Source organism: Stieleria maiorica, from assembly GCF_008035925.1.
Classification (GTDB): Bacteria; Planctomycetota; Planctomycetia; order Pirellulales; family Pirellulaceae; genus Stieleria; species Stieleria maiorica.
Genome location: NZ_CP036264.1, coordinates 2,454,483 through 2,468,977, shown reverse-complemented (window position 1 = coordinate 2,468,977; position 14,495 = coordinate 2,454,483). Strand labels below are relative to the sequence as shown.

General features: G+C 60.3%; 10 protein-coding genes and 1 tRNA gene. 7 read left to right on the top strand and 4 right to left on the bottom strand.

Annotation, left to right across the window (positions count from 1 at the left end):
* Positions 1-202: 202 nt before the first annotated feature.
* The 5 genes from Mal15_RS08425 (at position 203) to Mal15_RS08405 (ending at position 6,297) form a co-directional block, all read left to right on the top strand.
* Entirely contained in the window at positions 203-2,281 is a 2,079-nt protein-coding gene (locus Mal15_RS08425; protein ID WP_147867358.1) for a M28 family peptidase, read from the top strand.
* A 220-nt stretch (positions 2,282-2,501) separates the two neighbouring features.
* Positions 2,502-3,137, top strand: coding sequence for an OmpH family outer membrane protein (locus Mal15_RS08420; protein WP_147867357.1), 636 nt, complete (start codon positions 2,502-2,504; stop codon positions 3,135-3,137).
* A gap of 209 nt (positions 3,138-3,346) precedes the next feature.
* Positions 3,347-4,249, top strand: coding sequence for a UDP-3-O-acyl-N-acetylglucosamine deacetylase (locus tag Mal15_RS08415; protein ID WP_147867356.1), 903 nt, complete (start codon positions 3,347-3,349; stop codon positions 4,247-4,249).
* A gap of 153 nt (positions 4,250-4,402) precedes the next feature.
* On the top strand, positions 4,403-5,215 hold the full coding sequence (gene lpxA / locus Mal15_RS08410) for an acyl-ACP--UDP-N-acetylglucosamine O-acyltransferase (protein WP_147867355.1): 813 nt from the start codon (positions 4,403-4,405) through the stop codon (positions 5,213-5,215).
* The gene (locus Mal15_RS08405; RefSeq protein WP_147867354.1) at positions 5,212-6,297 is read left to right on the top strand and encodes a Gfo/Idh/MocA family oxidoreductase; all 1,086 of its coding nucleotides are present in this window, start codon (positions 5,212-5,214) and stop codon (positions 6,295-6,297) included. Before lpxA ends, Mal15_RS08405 begins: the two co-directional genes overlap by 4 nt.
* 493 nt (positions 6,298-6,790) lie before the next feature.
* Here Mal15_RS08405 and Mal15_RS08400 read toward each other — a convergent pair whose 3' ends face one another.
* A complete protein-coding gene (locus Mal15_RS08400; RefSeq protein WP_147867353.1) occupies positions 6,791-7,741 on the bottom strand; it encodes a sugar phosphate isomerase/epimerase family protein in 951 nt (316 codons plus the stop codon).
* A gap of 716 nt (positions 7,742-8,457) precedes the next feature.
* On the opposite strand from Mal15_RS08400, the gene Mal15_RS08395 reads away from it, so the two are divergent.
* Positions 8,458-10,230 carry a thioredoxin-like domain-containing protein gene (locus tag Mal15_RS08395; protein ID WP_147867352.1) on the top strand — a complete coding sequence of 591 codons (1,773 nt, stop codon included), beginning with the start codon at positions 8,458-8,460 and terminating at the stop codon, positions 10,228-10,230.
* Between the two features lie 173 nt (positions 10,231-10,403).
* Positions 10,404-11,444, top strand: a complete 1,041-nt coding sequence (locus Mal15_RS08390; protein ID WP_147867351.1) for a methyltransferase — start codon at positions 10,404-10,406, stop codon at positions 11,442-11,444.
* A gap of 170 nt (positions 11,445-11,614) precedes the next feature.
* Here Mal15_RS08390 and Mal15_RS08385 read toward each other — a convergent pair whose 3' ends face one another.
* The 3 genes from Mal15_RS08385 to Mal15_RS08375 all read right to left on the bottom strand — a co-directional run bounded on the left by Mal15_RS08385 (position 11,615) and on the right by Mal15_RS08375 (position 14,369).
* The gene (locus Mal15_RS08385) at positions 11,615-13,219 is read right to left on the bottom strand and encodes a hypothetical protein (protein ID WP_147867350.1); all 1,605 of its coding nucleotides are present in this window, start codon (positions 13,217-13,219) and stop codon (positions 11,615-11,617) included.
* A gap of 330 nt (positions 13,220-13,549) precedes the next feature.
* Positions 13,550-13,634 (bottom strand) — tRNA-Ser (locus tag Mal15_RS08380).
* 228 nt (positions 13,635-13,862) lie between these two features.
* A complete protein-coding gene (locus Mal15_RS08375) occupies positions 13,863-14,369 on the bottom strand; it encodes a hypothetical protein (protein WP_147867349.1) in 507 nt (168 codons plus the stop codon).
* Between the last annotated feature and the right edge of the window lie 126 nt (positions 14,370-14,495).

The window sequence follows — 14,495 nt, the reverse complement described above, 5'->3', positions numbered from 1 at the left end:
AACAAATAAAACCCACAGATGGCAGAGCGTCCCCACGGATCCCGGACTGCCAGACATCCGTGGGTACGCCCTGCCATCCGCGGGCTGATTCAAATGCGGTCCTGATGACGCGGTGTGCCTCGTCAATTGCCGGCCTGCGACTCGATCAAACGGATCGGCCCGTGTGTGACATCCATCATTGAATCGATCCGATATCCGGCACATGACCACCCGAACAAACTCGCCGCTTCCCAAGTCGTCCTGCATCGTGAGGACGGCTGTTGCGGTCGCGATGCATCTGGCACTTTTGCAACTTGTGTTGTTATCGATCGATGCAGCTAGTTGCCCGGCACAAGGGTCTGTTGACGACGAGTCAGCGTCACTGATGGCGACGCTGCGTCAGGACGTTGAATACCTGGCGTCGGAGGAGCTGCGCGGGCGGAGTGTGACCGACGAGACGATTGATGTCGCGCGAAACTATTTGCGCGAGCGAATGGAATCGATCGGGCTGCAACTGGACTCGGTCGCCGGCAGCCCCTTTCAAAGCGTCGCGATCACGGTTGGCAGTGAGGTTCGCAATGAAGAAGGCAACGTCTGTCGCATTCAGCTCCCCGGCCAAAGCGTCATCGAAGCGGACTTGAACGGTGGGTTCGGGCCGCTGGGCATCGGCAGCGACAAACAATCCGTGTCGGCGCGGGTGGTTTTTGCCGGCTACGGGATCCGTTCCGAATCGCACCACTACGACGACTACGCCTCGGTCGATGCCCGCGGTGCGATCGTGTTGATCCTGCGAAAAGAGCCCGGGGCCGGCGACCCGGACAGCCCCTTCGACGGTGTCAAAAATACGCGGCACGCCTACTTTGCCACCAAGGTCGCGGAGGCGATCAAGCAGGGGGCGGCCGGCGTGTTGATCGTCAATGATCCGCGGAGCGTTCGCGACGCAGTCCAGGAGGAACAGAATCGCATCGACCAGGAAGTGCGCCGCAAGGAACGCTTGGCCGAGGTGCTGAAAAATCTTCCCCAGCAAGCGGTCAAGAACCGCGCGGCGACGGCGGAGAAGATCGCGGCGACCGAGCGGATGATTGTGGCGATGCAATCCCAGCTTTCCGCTGCCCGACGCGGCGTTCTGGGGATCGCCGATGCAGGAACGAAAACCAAGCAGACCGAGAAGATCCCGGTTGCTTCGATCGCCCGCGATCTGGCCGATCAAATGCTGCGCGCCGGCGGCGGGGTGGGGCTGGAAGAGGTCGAGGCGGAAATCGACCGGACGTTTCGGCCGGACAGCCGGACGCTCGAGGGCGTGACCGCCGAATTATCGGTCGATTTGAAACCGGCGGTCGCGGCCAGCGACAACGTGATCGGGCGATTGCCCGGCAAGGGTTTGCTAGCGAACGAAACGATCGTGGTGGGCGCCCATTACGACCACGTCGGCATGGGCGGCTTCGGCTCCTTGGCCCCGGGAACGATCGCGGTGCACAACGGAGCCGATGACAACGCCAGCGGGACGGCGGCGATGTTGGCTTGCGGATCGGAATTGATGCGTCGGTTGGAATCGACGGCTTCGCACCGCACCGTGTTGTTCATCGGGTTCACCGGCGAAGAGCGTGGGTTGTTGGGCAGCCAGCATTATGTCGAAAACCCGGTGCGGCCGATCGAAACCACGGCGGCGATGATCAATTTGGACATGGTCGGCCGGCTTCGCGACAACGAATTGACGGTTTACGGGACGGGATCGGCCAGCGGATTAGAACCCGTCGTGGACGCGGCCAACGACCGCTTCGGCTTTGACCTTTTTAAGGTCGCCAGTGGTTATGGTCCCAGCGATCACCAGTCGTTTTACCGGGTCGGTGTGCCGGTGTTGTTTTTCTTCACGGGGCTGCACAACGATTATCATCGACCTTCTGACGATTTCGACAAAATCGATTTTGGGAACCTAACCCGTGTAACCGATATGGTTTCTGAAGTGGCATTTCAACTGGCGGTGCTCCCCCAACGGCCCGCGTATGCCGAGACCGATCCGAGGGTCCAGATCCGTCGTCAGATGACGGCATTTTTGGGCGTGCGGATTACGGAACGAGGCGGCGTGGTCAGCGTCACCGACGTGACCGAGGGGGGCCCGGCATCGAAAGCGGGATTGCAAATCGACGACCAGATTCAACGGATCGGCCGGCAGGTGATTCGCACCACAAGCGACGTCTTGTCGTGGGTGCGGGCGCACGAGCCCGGCGACACCTTCGAGATCGAGGTGCGTCGCGAGGCGAACACCGTGATGCTGCGTGGAAAGCTTGAGAAACGCTCCTAGAAAAAAGCGCATGATCAATCTTTACGTGGCCGGGGACGATTGCCACAATCGGTAATTAGTGAACAAACGCCGGAGCGATTTCGGCACGACAGCGACTGGGTGGTTCGGACCAGACAACGAATGTCTGCATCGGGCCATTGCGAGCAAATTGAGGCGGTAACTCGGTTTGTTTCATCGCTGTGACAAATGGACTGCGACTCAATACGCAAGGAGAGCGAAAGTGCGAACCGTTCGCCATCACGTCTGTGGAATTGCCATCGGATTGGCAACTGTGTTAGCTCCGTGCCTGATCAGCGGGACGGCTTCTGCACAGGAATCGGCTCCTCACCGCGTCGCGGTCGTGGACGTCGCTTACATCTTTAAGAATCATCCCGGGATCAAGGTCCAGGTGGCGAAAGTCGAAGGCGATTTGAAGGCCTACGACGCCGAACTGAAGCAAAAGCGAGAGCAGCTTCAGAACACCGCCGCCAAGCTGAAAACGCTGTCGCCGGGATCGCCCGAATACGCTCAACTGGAAGAGCAACTGGCCAGCATGGATTCCAAGCTCCGCTTGGACATGGCTCGCAAACGCAAGGAATTGGCCGACGCGGAAGCCAAAATCTACTACGACAACTACCAGCAAATCGCCGCGGGCGTGAAGTTCTTGGCCAACCACTACAAGATCAACCTGGTGCTTCGCTACAACAGCGAAGAAATGAATCAGGAGCAAGGCGAATCGGTCATCCGTGGCGTGATGAAGAACATCGTTTATCACGATGCCGCGTTGGACATGACCCCGGGTGTGATGCAATACCTGGACAAGGTCATCAAGACGGATCCGGCGATCGCGGGACGTAACAGCACTCAGCGTCAGTAGAGACGACGCAGCCCTGCATGCGGTGCAACTCCCGTCGCCAACTGGCGAGGGGTCGCACCAAAACGGCAAAGGGCCGCGTCAGCAGGCGACGGTCGACGTCAGTGGGCAAGGGCGTCGGCTGACACCAGACACAAAGCGGCGGACAGCGATGTCCGTCGTTTTTATTTTCCGGATTCGAAAAGTGGCTTGATCAGGCAGGGAGGCACGCCGTGAAGCTATCACGCAACCAGCATTCCATCGCTTCTTCTTGTCGGCTGAGTGGCCGAGGCTATTGGACGGCAAAAGAAGTCGACGTCGTCATGCATCCAGCCCCCGTGAACACGGGCATCACGCTTGTGCGTTCGGATTTGCCTGGCCAGCCGTCCTGTCCGGCTCACGTCAGTCAACGCACCGACGCCCAGCTGCGGACCAACGTCGCCTGTGGCAGCGCCGAGTTCGAGATGATTGAACATCTGATGGCGGCGCTCTACGCGATGGAAATCGACAACTGCGTCGTGGAAATCAGCGGCAAGGAACTGCCGGGGCTCGACGGCAGCAGCAAGCCCTACATCGACGCGTTGGCCGGGGCGGGGTTGGTGATCCAAGCGGGCGAACGACGCCGATTGGTGATCGACCAAGTGATCACGCTGCACGAAGGATCGTCTTGGATTTCCGCGTCGCCGGTCCCGACGGGCGTCAGTCACTTCGGCTACCAGTTGGTGTTCGATCAAGAAGGCGAGATCAGCAATCAATGTTACGGATTCCCCTGCACACCGACACGGTTCAGCCGGGACGTCGCTCCGGCGCGGACGTTCGTGACCGAAAGCCAAGCCAAATCGCTGCATGCCCGCGGTGTCGCAAAGCATGTTTCTTACCAGGACCTGTTGGTCTTTGGCGATGACGGCCCGATCGAAAATGAAGTCCGTTTCAAAAACGAATGCGCTCGTCACAAGGCGTTGGATCTTGTCGGGGATCTGGCGTTGGTCGGTGTCGAACTGGTCGGAAAATTCATCTCCTATCGCGGCGGTCATCGGTTGAACGGTCGGATGGCCAAAGCGCTCCACGAGTTGGCCACGTTGTCGCGATCGCGGGATCAGGTGAGTTCGTTTTGCGATCGTCGCCGCGCGGCCTGAATCGGTCCGAAAAAAGTTTCCCCTGGTGGACGAAAAAACAGCCCGATTCCTCTCGATTCAAAAGACATCGAATTGCTACGTTCCAAATCATCCGCGATTTGATTTCGCTTTCAGATCGCAACTTCCTCTGTCAATTATTCAGATTGGTTTGCCATGAGTGTTGTCATCGCTCAAACAGCCGTTGTTGATCCGCGGGCTCAACTTGGAAACGGCGTTCGAATCGGCCATTTTTCTGTGATCGGGCCGGATGCAAAAATCGGTGACGGCACGCTCATCGAAGAGCACGTCGTCATCACCGGCCACTCGACGATCGGTGATGACAACCACATTTTTCAAGGCACGGTGATCGGCGGCCACCCGCAGGACACAAGCTACAAGGACACGCCGACGAAAGTGGTCATCGGCGACAACAACGTTTTCCGCGAACACTGCACCGTCAATCGGGCGACCGAAAAGGAAGACGGCGTGACCGAGATCGGGCACGACAACTACTTCATGGCCGGCACACACGTCGCGCACGATTGTAAGGTCGGCGACCGCATCGTGATCGCCAACAACGGCATGCTGGGCGGACACGTCCGGGTCGGAAACGACGTCACGATCGCCGGTGGCGTCGGCGTGTCGCACTTCGCCAGCGTCGGACAGTTGAGCTTTGTCAGCGCGATGAGCCGGGTGCTGCACGACGTGCCGCCCTACACGATCGTCGACGGCCAGCCGACCAAACCACGCGCCGTCAACACGATCGGTCTGAAACGTCACGGGTACACCGCCGAAGACATCGCGGTGCTGACGCAAGCGTTCAAGTTGTTGTACCGAGCCCGCGTCGGTGTCGACAAGGCTCGCGAAATCGTCTACTCCCAAGGCCCGATTCGTCCCGTCATCAAACACCTTTTTGATTGTGTCGATCGTTCGTGCAGCGGACGTCACGGACGCGGTCAAGACCAACGGAGAAAGAAAGCAGCATGAGTCGTTTGCGCGTCGCCGTCATCGGTGCCGGCCATCTGGGCCGAATTCATTCCAAACTTCTCGGCAGCGTTGATGGCGCTCAATTGGTCGCGATCAGCGATCCGATCGAAGCCGCCCGAGAAAACGCGGCCAAACTGTTCGACGTCCCCACCTTTGCCGATTACCGCGACTGCATCGACCAGATCGATGCCGCCGTGATCGCCGCGCCGACCGACGCTCATGCCGAGATCGCGACGACGCTGTTGAAAGCGGGCAAGCACTTGCTAGTCGAAAAACCGCTGGCGACGACCGCGGCCGATGCCGACAAACTGGCGATGCTGGCCGCCTCGCGACGATTGACGCTGCAAGTCGGACATGTGGAACGGTTCAACCCGGCCTTCACCGCGCTGGGCGATATCGGTGTCGATGTGAAGTACGTCGAAGCCGTCCGCGCCTCACGCTTTCCCGGTCGTTGCCTGGACGTCGGCGTGGTGATGGACCTGATGATCCACGACATCGACCTGGTTTGTTCGATGACCGATGCCGCCGTCGCCGACGTCTCGGCCAGCGGACTGGCGGTCGTCAGCGACCACGAAGATTTGGCCGAAGCCCGGCTGGAATTCGCCTGCGGTCTGGTCGCGAATCTCAAAGCGTCGCGGGTCAGCCCCGCTCCGGCGCGACAGATGCAAGTGTATGGATGCGGCGGTTTTGCCGAAATCGATTTTTCCGGCCCCGCCCTGCACGCCGTTCGTCCCAGCGAATCGTTGGTCGACCGCGCGTTCGACCTGGACCAAGCCACCGACAATCCGCTCGGATATGCCGACGAATTGTTCGCCGACCATCTGCAACTGGAAACTAAACAACTCGAGTCGCGGAACGCCATCCTGGATGAACTTCACGACTTCGTGATCAGCATCCAATCCGGGATTTCGCCGACGGTCAGCGGATTGGCCGGTGCCCGAGCGGTCACGATCGCCGAGCGGATTCTTGATTCGATCGCCCAGAGGGCTTGGTACGCCGAGGCGGCCCCGTCGGAAATCGGGCCGTTGGCCAGCGTCCGCCGACGCATCGAAGCACCCCGTCGTCTACGCAAGGCCGCATAACAGCTCCGCGACACGCTGTTCCCTTGTTCCCGGGCTCCTGCCTGGGAACACACGGTCCCCGAGGCTCCCGCCTCGCGTCACCAGAGGGCATGTGGCGGAGCCACATCGGCATCGCGTTCCAAGGCGGAGCCTTGGAACGAGGCGCAGAGGCGCATGCCAGCGGGACGCGTAACGTCCTGTTGATTTAATCAGCCGTTTGGCGCGAGCCTACGGGCGCCAGTTCGTTTTCTTGGTATTGGAAGCCCGTACGCTCGCGCGAAACGGCTGATCCCACGTGTGATCGGATTAAATCAACAGGCCGGTAAGCGAGCGGCCCACGTCCCCCTTGTTCCGGGCTCCCGCCTGGGAACACACAGCCCCCGAGGCTCCGCCTCGCGTCGCCAGATACCATGTGGCCGAGCCACATCAGGATCGCGTTCCAAGGCGGAGCCTTGGAACGAGGTCGAACACGCCGAGTTCGGAGAACACGGCGACTCGTGACAGGCTGGAAACCCTATCCCTCGACCAGCGCGATCGCTTTTCGGATCGCTTTGGACGTCGCCTCGCAGGCGTCGTCGTTGTCCATCTGGTTGAGTGCTTGGTTGAACGGTTCGGCGCGGACCGGACCGTCATAGCCGACATCGATCAGTGCCTGCAGGAAGGATTTCACGTCGATCACGCCCGTTGCCGCGGGAAGTTCGCGTCGGTTGTCGATCTGCTGGTCGACCGGCACGTCCTTGGGGGCGTCGTTCAAATCACAGCCGACGATTTGGTTTGCATTCAATGAGCGGATGTCGTCGGCGGTTTCGCCGGCGGTGTACCAGTGCCAGGAGTCGAGCACGAAGCCCATGTTGTCCACGCCGATCGCCGAATGCAGTTCGGCCGTCTCGCGCATCGTGTGAATGAACGGGAATCGTTTCGAATTGCGCAGGGTCGCCGTGCCGACGTATTCCAGCCCCAAACGCAGGCCATGGTCCTTCAAGATTTTGGCACATTGGCGGAGCCGGTCGGCGTGTTGCTTGAAGTTGGCGACGTAAGTCAGGTCGTCGTGACAGGGGCGGATCCAAGTCCCCATTCGGTCCACACCGGCGCGACGCAACGCGGCCGCTTGGGCGGGCAATGCCCCCAAGTCGCGTTTGAAGGTTGCGTCGTCCTTGCGGAAATCGACGGGCAGGCCCGAGGAGCCCCAGACCAAGCCTTTTTCTTTCAGGGTCCCGACCAACGCCTCGCTTTGGGCATCGGACAGTTTTTCCAGTTCCTGTGGTGACGCTGCGACCGATTCGAATCCGTGCTTGGCCGCCAATTCGATCGCTTCGTTCTGGTTCGCCTTGACACCGATACTGCCCCAGCGGAGGTCAACGGTGAATTTGCGTTTCGCCTCGGTCGAAGCGAACGCAGACGAACAGGTCGCCATCGAGAAAAGTCCGGCCGAAGCCGCCAGGACGTCGCGTCGAGTGAATTTCATAAAGGAGTTTGTGTGTATGGTGGGGGGGGAAATGCGATCGGCGTCCAGTTTAACATCGATCCGGCGGACGCGCGGCGGCGACAGATTCGGCGGAAGGGGGCCGAGGCTGGGCTGGCGAAAATCAATGGAACTTGGAACGTTGGATAGGTTCGGGGACGTTCAGCGATTCTGCTGGATCCCTCGATTGCAAATTGCAAACTGTTCATTGCAAAATTCTGATTTGCCGGGAATCGTCGCTCAATTCATTTCGCAATTTGCACTGTTCATTTTGCAATTTTCAATCGTTGTCGGTTCACCAGTTTTCGACGCCACGTACTTTTCATCAGGCCAGGCTGGGGATGAGGGGGCCAGCAGCTTGCCTGATGCGAGCGAGATGAGGCGCAGACGTTTCGGGGGGGACAGCCCCTCACCACCAGCCCCTCACCCCAAAAAAAGATCGCGGTCATCGTCAATCCGCGATCCAAGTCTTTCGCTCGATCTGTTTTAGGGCGAGGGGAGCCATGCCCATATCTACGAGCCGACTTGTGCGGGCACCAATGCCCAGAGGGAGGTGACTTCAATTGTTTCGTTCGCATCAAGTCTTTCCCTGAAGCGGATGCCCCGATCGACCAGCGTCCGTCCCTGAGGGAATGGAATTCAGGCGCAGTGGAAAACCGAGCGTTGCGATATAGTTTGGCGATTCAGAATTGATCCCGTCGCCGAACCCTCTTACCGCCATGCGAATTCGTCCGCTTTCCGTTCAACGGGGCAACCTGTCCGCTGTTGCCTGTTTGACCATTTCCCTCTGTGTTCTGGGCTGTTTGTGCGTCCCGGGCTGCTCGCAGGGCGATCCTGACGCGGCGTCAAACCCTCCGGCCGGGGGTGCCGTGACGGAGAGTGGCGATTCGGATCGCAGCGTCTCCGACCCGTCAGCAAATGGCGTCGACGCGACTTCCGCGCAGAGAACAGCGCCGCCGACCACGGCAGAGCGAGAGGAATTGGCCGGCCCGCGGATCGCGGCCGCCGACTCAGCCGACCCTGCGATGGCGGCAACCGGTCCAGGTTCTAATGCCGGCGCCCCCAACACCACTCCGCCGAGTTTCGAATTGGCCGAGTCGAACACCATTCCGGCGGGCATCCCCGAGATGATCGGGACCGGCGGCGCAAACGCTGTCGCAGCCGAGCGTGAGCTGCGCGGCGATCTGACGGCGGACGAATTGATGACGTTTCTGGAGGAGTCCGATCGCGACATGGAAATGTTGGCCCGCCAGCGCAACCAACTGCAAGACGCCGACCAAGCCAATGAAATGATGCAGCAGTTGGTCAAGGGAAAACTGCAAGCTGCCGTCCGGCTTCTGGAGCATCCCAACGCCACCGATGCACAACGCACCGCGGGATTGCGTGGTCAGTTGCAGGCGCTGTCACATCTGTCGGCGATGGGCGACATCCAGTCGGCCAAGGCGCTCGAAGCCTTGGCCAAGCAGAACCTATCGTCGCCAGAATCGACGATCGCCAGTGACAGCCGAATCGTGTTGATCGGATTCGCCATCGACGGTCTGCGTGCCGGCCGGGAATCAGCCGCCCAAGAAATCGTCTCGCTGATCCAAGGCATGACGGCAAGTGCGACACCGGATATCCCGGCCGTGTTGATGATGGCGGAAGCCAGGCAAGTGCTGGCCGATTACGGATTGGTGGACCAATCGGCCAAGGTGCGTGAAAAAATCCTGGAACTGTACGGCAACTCCCCCGACAAGATGATCGCACAAGTGGCCGCCGACGCCGCCGGGACGGCCAAGTATGATTCCGCCACACGGTTGATCGGAGAGATATTGGAAAACGAGAACGTGGCCCTGGAGCGTTGGACCGAAGCCGTGACGACCTTGACCGGCGAAGCTCCCGATATGAACACCGTCGAATTCTTGGGCACGTCGGCACTGCAATTTGAAGCCGCCGGTCGTGACGCGTTTGTCCAGGAAACGTTCCGCATCTTGAGCGAACGGTTCGCCGACGCCGACTCGGCGACCGCCGGCGAAATCGCAACAGCCAAAGCGGCGATGGAAGCCCGCCGCGACGTCATCGGGACCTCATTGGACGCGTTGGCACACCTGCCCACCCTGGACGGTAACAGCATCTCGTCCAGCCACACCAAGGGCAAAGTTGTGCTGATGCCGTTTTGGGCGGTGATGATCCCGCCCTCGCTGCAAATCATCCCGATGCTCCAGGAGATCCAATCCCGGCACCCCGATAAAATCGCGATCGTCGGGATGAACTTGGACGGCGAGCAGGCCCCGTTGGGAGAGTTTCTGGCGAAGAATGACCTGGGATTCCCCAGCTATCGCAGCGTTTCCTCGGCGACGTCGGACCAGGGCAACCCGATCGCGTCCAAGTTCGGTTTGGTGTCGTTGCCATTCGTCGCGATCTTCAACCAACAGGGCAAGGTCGAAGCGTTGGACTTTACCGGGCTGCAACTCGAATCGGTTGTTGAATCGTTGATCGATTCGGAAAACTAGCTGGACAGTCGCCGTCCTCTCCGAGGTCGGCGCGGGGCAAAGCTTCGCTTTTTCGCGCTCGCCGAGTTCGGAGAACACGGCGACACTGGCAATGCATCGTCGAGTACGCAACTGACAGTTACGCGACGACACAAACCTTTCCATCTACAGTAGGCAAAGCCCAAAGCACCGCGATGACGATCGACCTGAAACAAAACCCCGCGACCAATCCTGCCCTCTTGTTGCGTTTTCGCGATCGGCAATACGCACCGGACATGCTTGCCGTGGCGGTCGGCAAACTGAATCTGTTCAGCTGGATTCACCAGCGGGGCGACGCCGACACGGAGGCGATCGCCAACCACTTTTCGCTCGCATCGCGCCCCTTGGATGTGTTGTTGACACTGTGTCGCGCCAGCGGGCTGATCGAAAGCGCTGGCGATACGCACAGGCTGACGGACCTGGGACGCGAACATCTGGTGGACACCTCGCCCTGGTTTCTCGGTCCCTACTACGCGCCGATCGTCGATTCACCGATCGCCCAGGGATGCTTGCAGGTGTTACGGCACGATCGTCCGGCCAATTGGCAGGCCAGCGAAGACGGCAGCGACTGGCACACGTCGATGATGGACGAGGACTTTGCCCAAGGCTTTACCGCGTTGATGAACTGTCGCGGCATCGCCATGGGCCAGGTGCTCGCCGACAAGCTGGGCGGCTTCATCGCCGATTGCAATCATGTGTTGGATGTCGGCGGCGGATCGGGAATCTACTCGTCCACGCTGGTCGCCAAACACGATCACTTGCGCGCGACTGTGCTGGAACAGGCACCGGTCGATCGGTTGGCACGCGAGGAAGTGCTGCGACACGGGCTGCAAGATCGGATCACGGTCGCTCAAGGCAACATGTTTACCGATCCCTGGCCCGGCGGAGCGGATTGCGTGTTGCTGTCCAATGTGCTGCACGACTGGGACTTTCCCGAGATCCGGACGCTGATTCAAAAGACGTGCCAGGTGTTGCCGGCCGGCGGTCGCGTGATCATCCACGAGGCATTCTTAGACGACGACAAAACAGGCCCGCTGGCGGTCGCCGAGTACTCGGTGCTGTTGGTCAACATCACCCAAGGCAAATGTTATTCGCCGGCCGAGTACGGCGTGATCCTCGCGGATCACGGATTCGAGGTCGGTCCGTATCACGACACGATCGCCGACCGCGGTTTCATCACCGCGATCAAACGCTAGGCATCGACCGCAGCTTCGTTTTCGGCGGAGCTAGACAGTCGCCGTCCTCTCCGAGGTCGGCGCGGAGCAAAGGCTTCGCCTTCGGGGCGCCGAGTTCGGAGAACACGGCGACTGTCCGACGCGTCAGCGAAGGGACACGCGGCGCCCCTCGCTGACGCTTCGGGCTGGCATCAGACCGACGACGGCACGAATTCCGGCACCGGGGCGGGCGGGTAGTGGAAACGCCCGTAACGCTTGGGGCCGACGTTGACGATCTGGCCGTCCATCGTGCCTTGAATCTCGGCGAGGACGCGTCGGGCCAAGCGGACCACATCGTGCGTTTCACTTTCGTCAAATTCGACGACGATCGTGTCACGCTGTTCCGCCTCTCGCACGGTGACTTCCAAGTGTTCGGCCAACATCTCCGTTGGATCACTCGACGATGCACGCTGGAACAAACATTTCGCCGATGGGCGGTTTTGCTTGACACTGGAGTTTGCCGAAACGGTGATGATCGGAAGCCCCGTTCCGAGCACGCTGATCAATCCGCACTCAACGATGTCCGCGTCGTTGTTGTATTCCAGATCCGTCACCACCATGCTTTGACAACCAAGCTGAATCGCCGCCGCCGCAATCCCCGCCTCACGCTGCCATTGCAACGGATCGGCCTCGTTGAAGCCGGCTTCGGCCAATGCTGCGGCTTTCTGTTTCAACTCGCCACTCAGCGGCAACGTCCCCGAGGGAACCAGTGGCGGGTCGGTGTACTCCACTTCCTGGATCACCGGTTCCATCGAACAGGCTTGGTTCCAGGACATCCGCACCGGCTTCTTTTTCGGCTGAACTTCGACGCTCGCGCAAAGTGCTCGCGTGGTGATTTGGAGCGGCACCGCAAGGATGCCTCCCAGTCCGACAAAGAGCGTTGCGAATCCGAAGGCATGGAAGATCGGGTTGCCGTCGGTCGAGCCGAAGTTGCCCATCGGGACCAGCAGGTAGAATCCGTACCCCATCAGTATCGCTCCGCCGGCGATGTACGTGAGACGCGTCGACCAGGATCCGCGCCCGTATCGCATCGGGTATCCGATCAGGCTGAGCACCGACGGCAACGGTGCGTACCAACAACACCAGATGCCGGGACCGCCGCTGCCGCAGAAGATCAATCCGAGCGCCAAGGCAAACCCGGCGGTCAAGAACAGATTGCGGGCGAATCCCAGGTCGGGTGTCCCGTCGATCGGAACGATCGTGTAGTAGACGTCATCGTCCTCCGGAGGCCCTTGGACCTCGTTCCCGGTGCAGAAGGAGACGAAGTCAGCGATCATCTGCCCTACGCCATAGGTGCTGACCATCCCGGTCACCGAATTGGTCTCGTCGACTTGGCGAAACGCTTCGTCCAAGAAATGCTCGCCCTGGGCAATGAAGACACGCGATTCGACGTCCGATTCATCGGTTCCGATCGGGACGACCTTGGCCGGGCCGAGACCGGTGTGCATGTGGCTGCGAACCAGCGGGTCGTCCATCAACGCATCCAGGTCTTCGTCCTCGAACAGTTCGTCCATGTCGACGTAGGGATCGATGACGGTGACGTTGACCAGTCGGATGTGCGGATTGTCGCCATAACCTTCGGCGACCAGGGTCTGCCAGTCCATTTCGACCGGCTCGCCCTGCATAACGGACGCCTTATGAAATTCATGGACGGCACCGGTCATTCCGGCAATCAGTCCGGCGGCAGCGATCACAAAGCCGAAAACGATCCGGAAGGGACGGGGCGGCGTGGACGAATTGTAGGGGTTGTAGCTCATCGGAGGCGTTCACCGGCAGCGGAACCAGACGGGCAGATCGATCAAGGCTTGGGGTCACAAGGAACCTAGCTCGAAAAACCATCTGGCGGGCCGCCCGGAAGACGAATCTGCCGCCGTCGGGCCTTCAAGTAGCGGAACTCCCCACGAGTATTCGTACCGGCGCGTCGGCACCACACCGGGGAGCCGAAAGCCTTGGCGGCTTCCGCTACGCATTGCGGCCGAATGTCGCCGTGTTCTCCGAACTCGGCGCCCTCGAAAAGCGAAGCTCTTCCCTGACGCCGACCTCGGAGAGGACGGCGACTATCCAGGGGCCGCCGAAAGAAGAAGCAGCGGATGGGGTGGGATTCGAACCCACGGTAGGTTGCCCTACGCTGGTTTTCAAGACCAGTGCCTTCGACCACTCGGCCACCCATCCGGCGTGATGATTTGATTCACCGCGGAATCACCGCCACCGGCTCGCTCAAGGCAAACGGGGACGTCGGCGAGCAGTCTACATCGTCATCGACCACGCGTGAAGTCCAGCCAACGGCCACGGAAATCATCACAAACGCCTCGCATTTGCCTGCCCATCATTCTGCCCCGAATCATTCTGCCTCTGCGTGCAGTGACCCCGTGCAGTGACTCCGTGCTGGGATTCATTCAACTACGCCGCTCGAGGCAGTTGACCTTCGTGGTCGGAATCCAGATCGGTCGCGGATTCCTCTTCGGCCGCCGGCATCGGGATGCTGACCGGTTCGGAATCGGGTGTCTCTTGAGCGTCCTGTTCGTCCAAGACCGGAGTCTCGACGACTGCGATTTCGACGACTGGGATTTCCGCGCCGATTTCATCGCCTTGGAACGACGCCACCAACGTTCCGCCGGCGCCGTGGATTTTCAGTTCGTCCGGCTCCATGAACCAGGTCGCCCGATAGGTGTCGCCAGCGGTGGTGGCGTGGAATGTCCGCCCGGCGTAGAACCCGTCGCGAATTAGAATCGATTCGGAGACGATTCCCGCTTCGTTTGCATCACCTTGGGCGTCGTCTGACGAGGCTTGATCCATTCCTTCGGGCTTTCCCTCACTCACCGTTTCACGGCGAGAGGGCGTCACGGTGGCGGCCAACCAACGTTGCAGGTGGGCTCGCACGGTTGCCAAGCGTTGGGAATTGGTCATTCGTCGGGTCTGTCGATAAAACGCGTGGGTGGAGCAAGGTTCCCGCCGGCGGTCGCGGTGCCCCGGGTTGATGCCCAGGGTTCGTTCCCGGGGTTCTCGTCCTGGGGGCATGTCCCGTGGGAATTT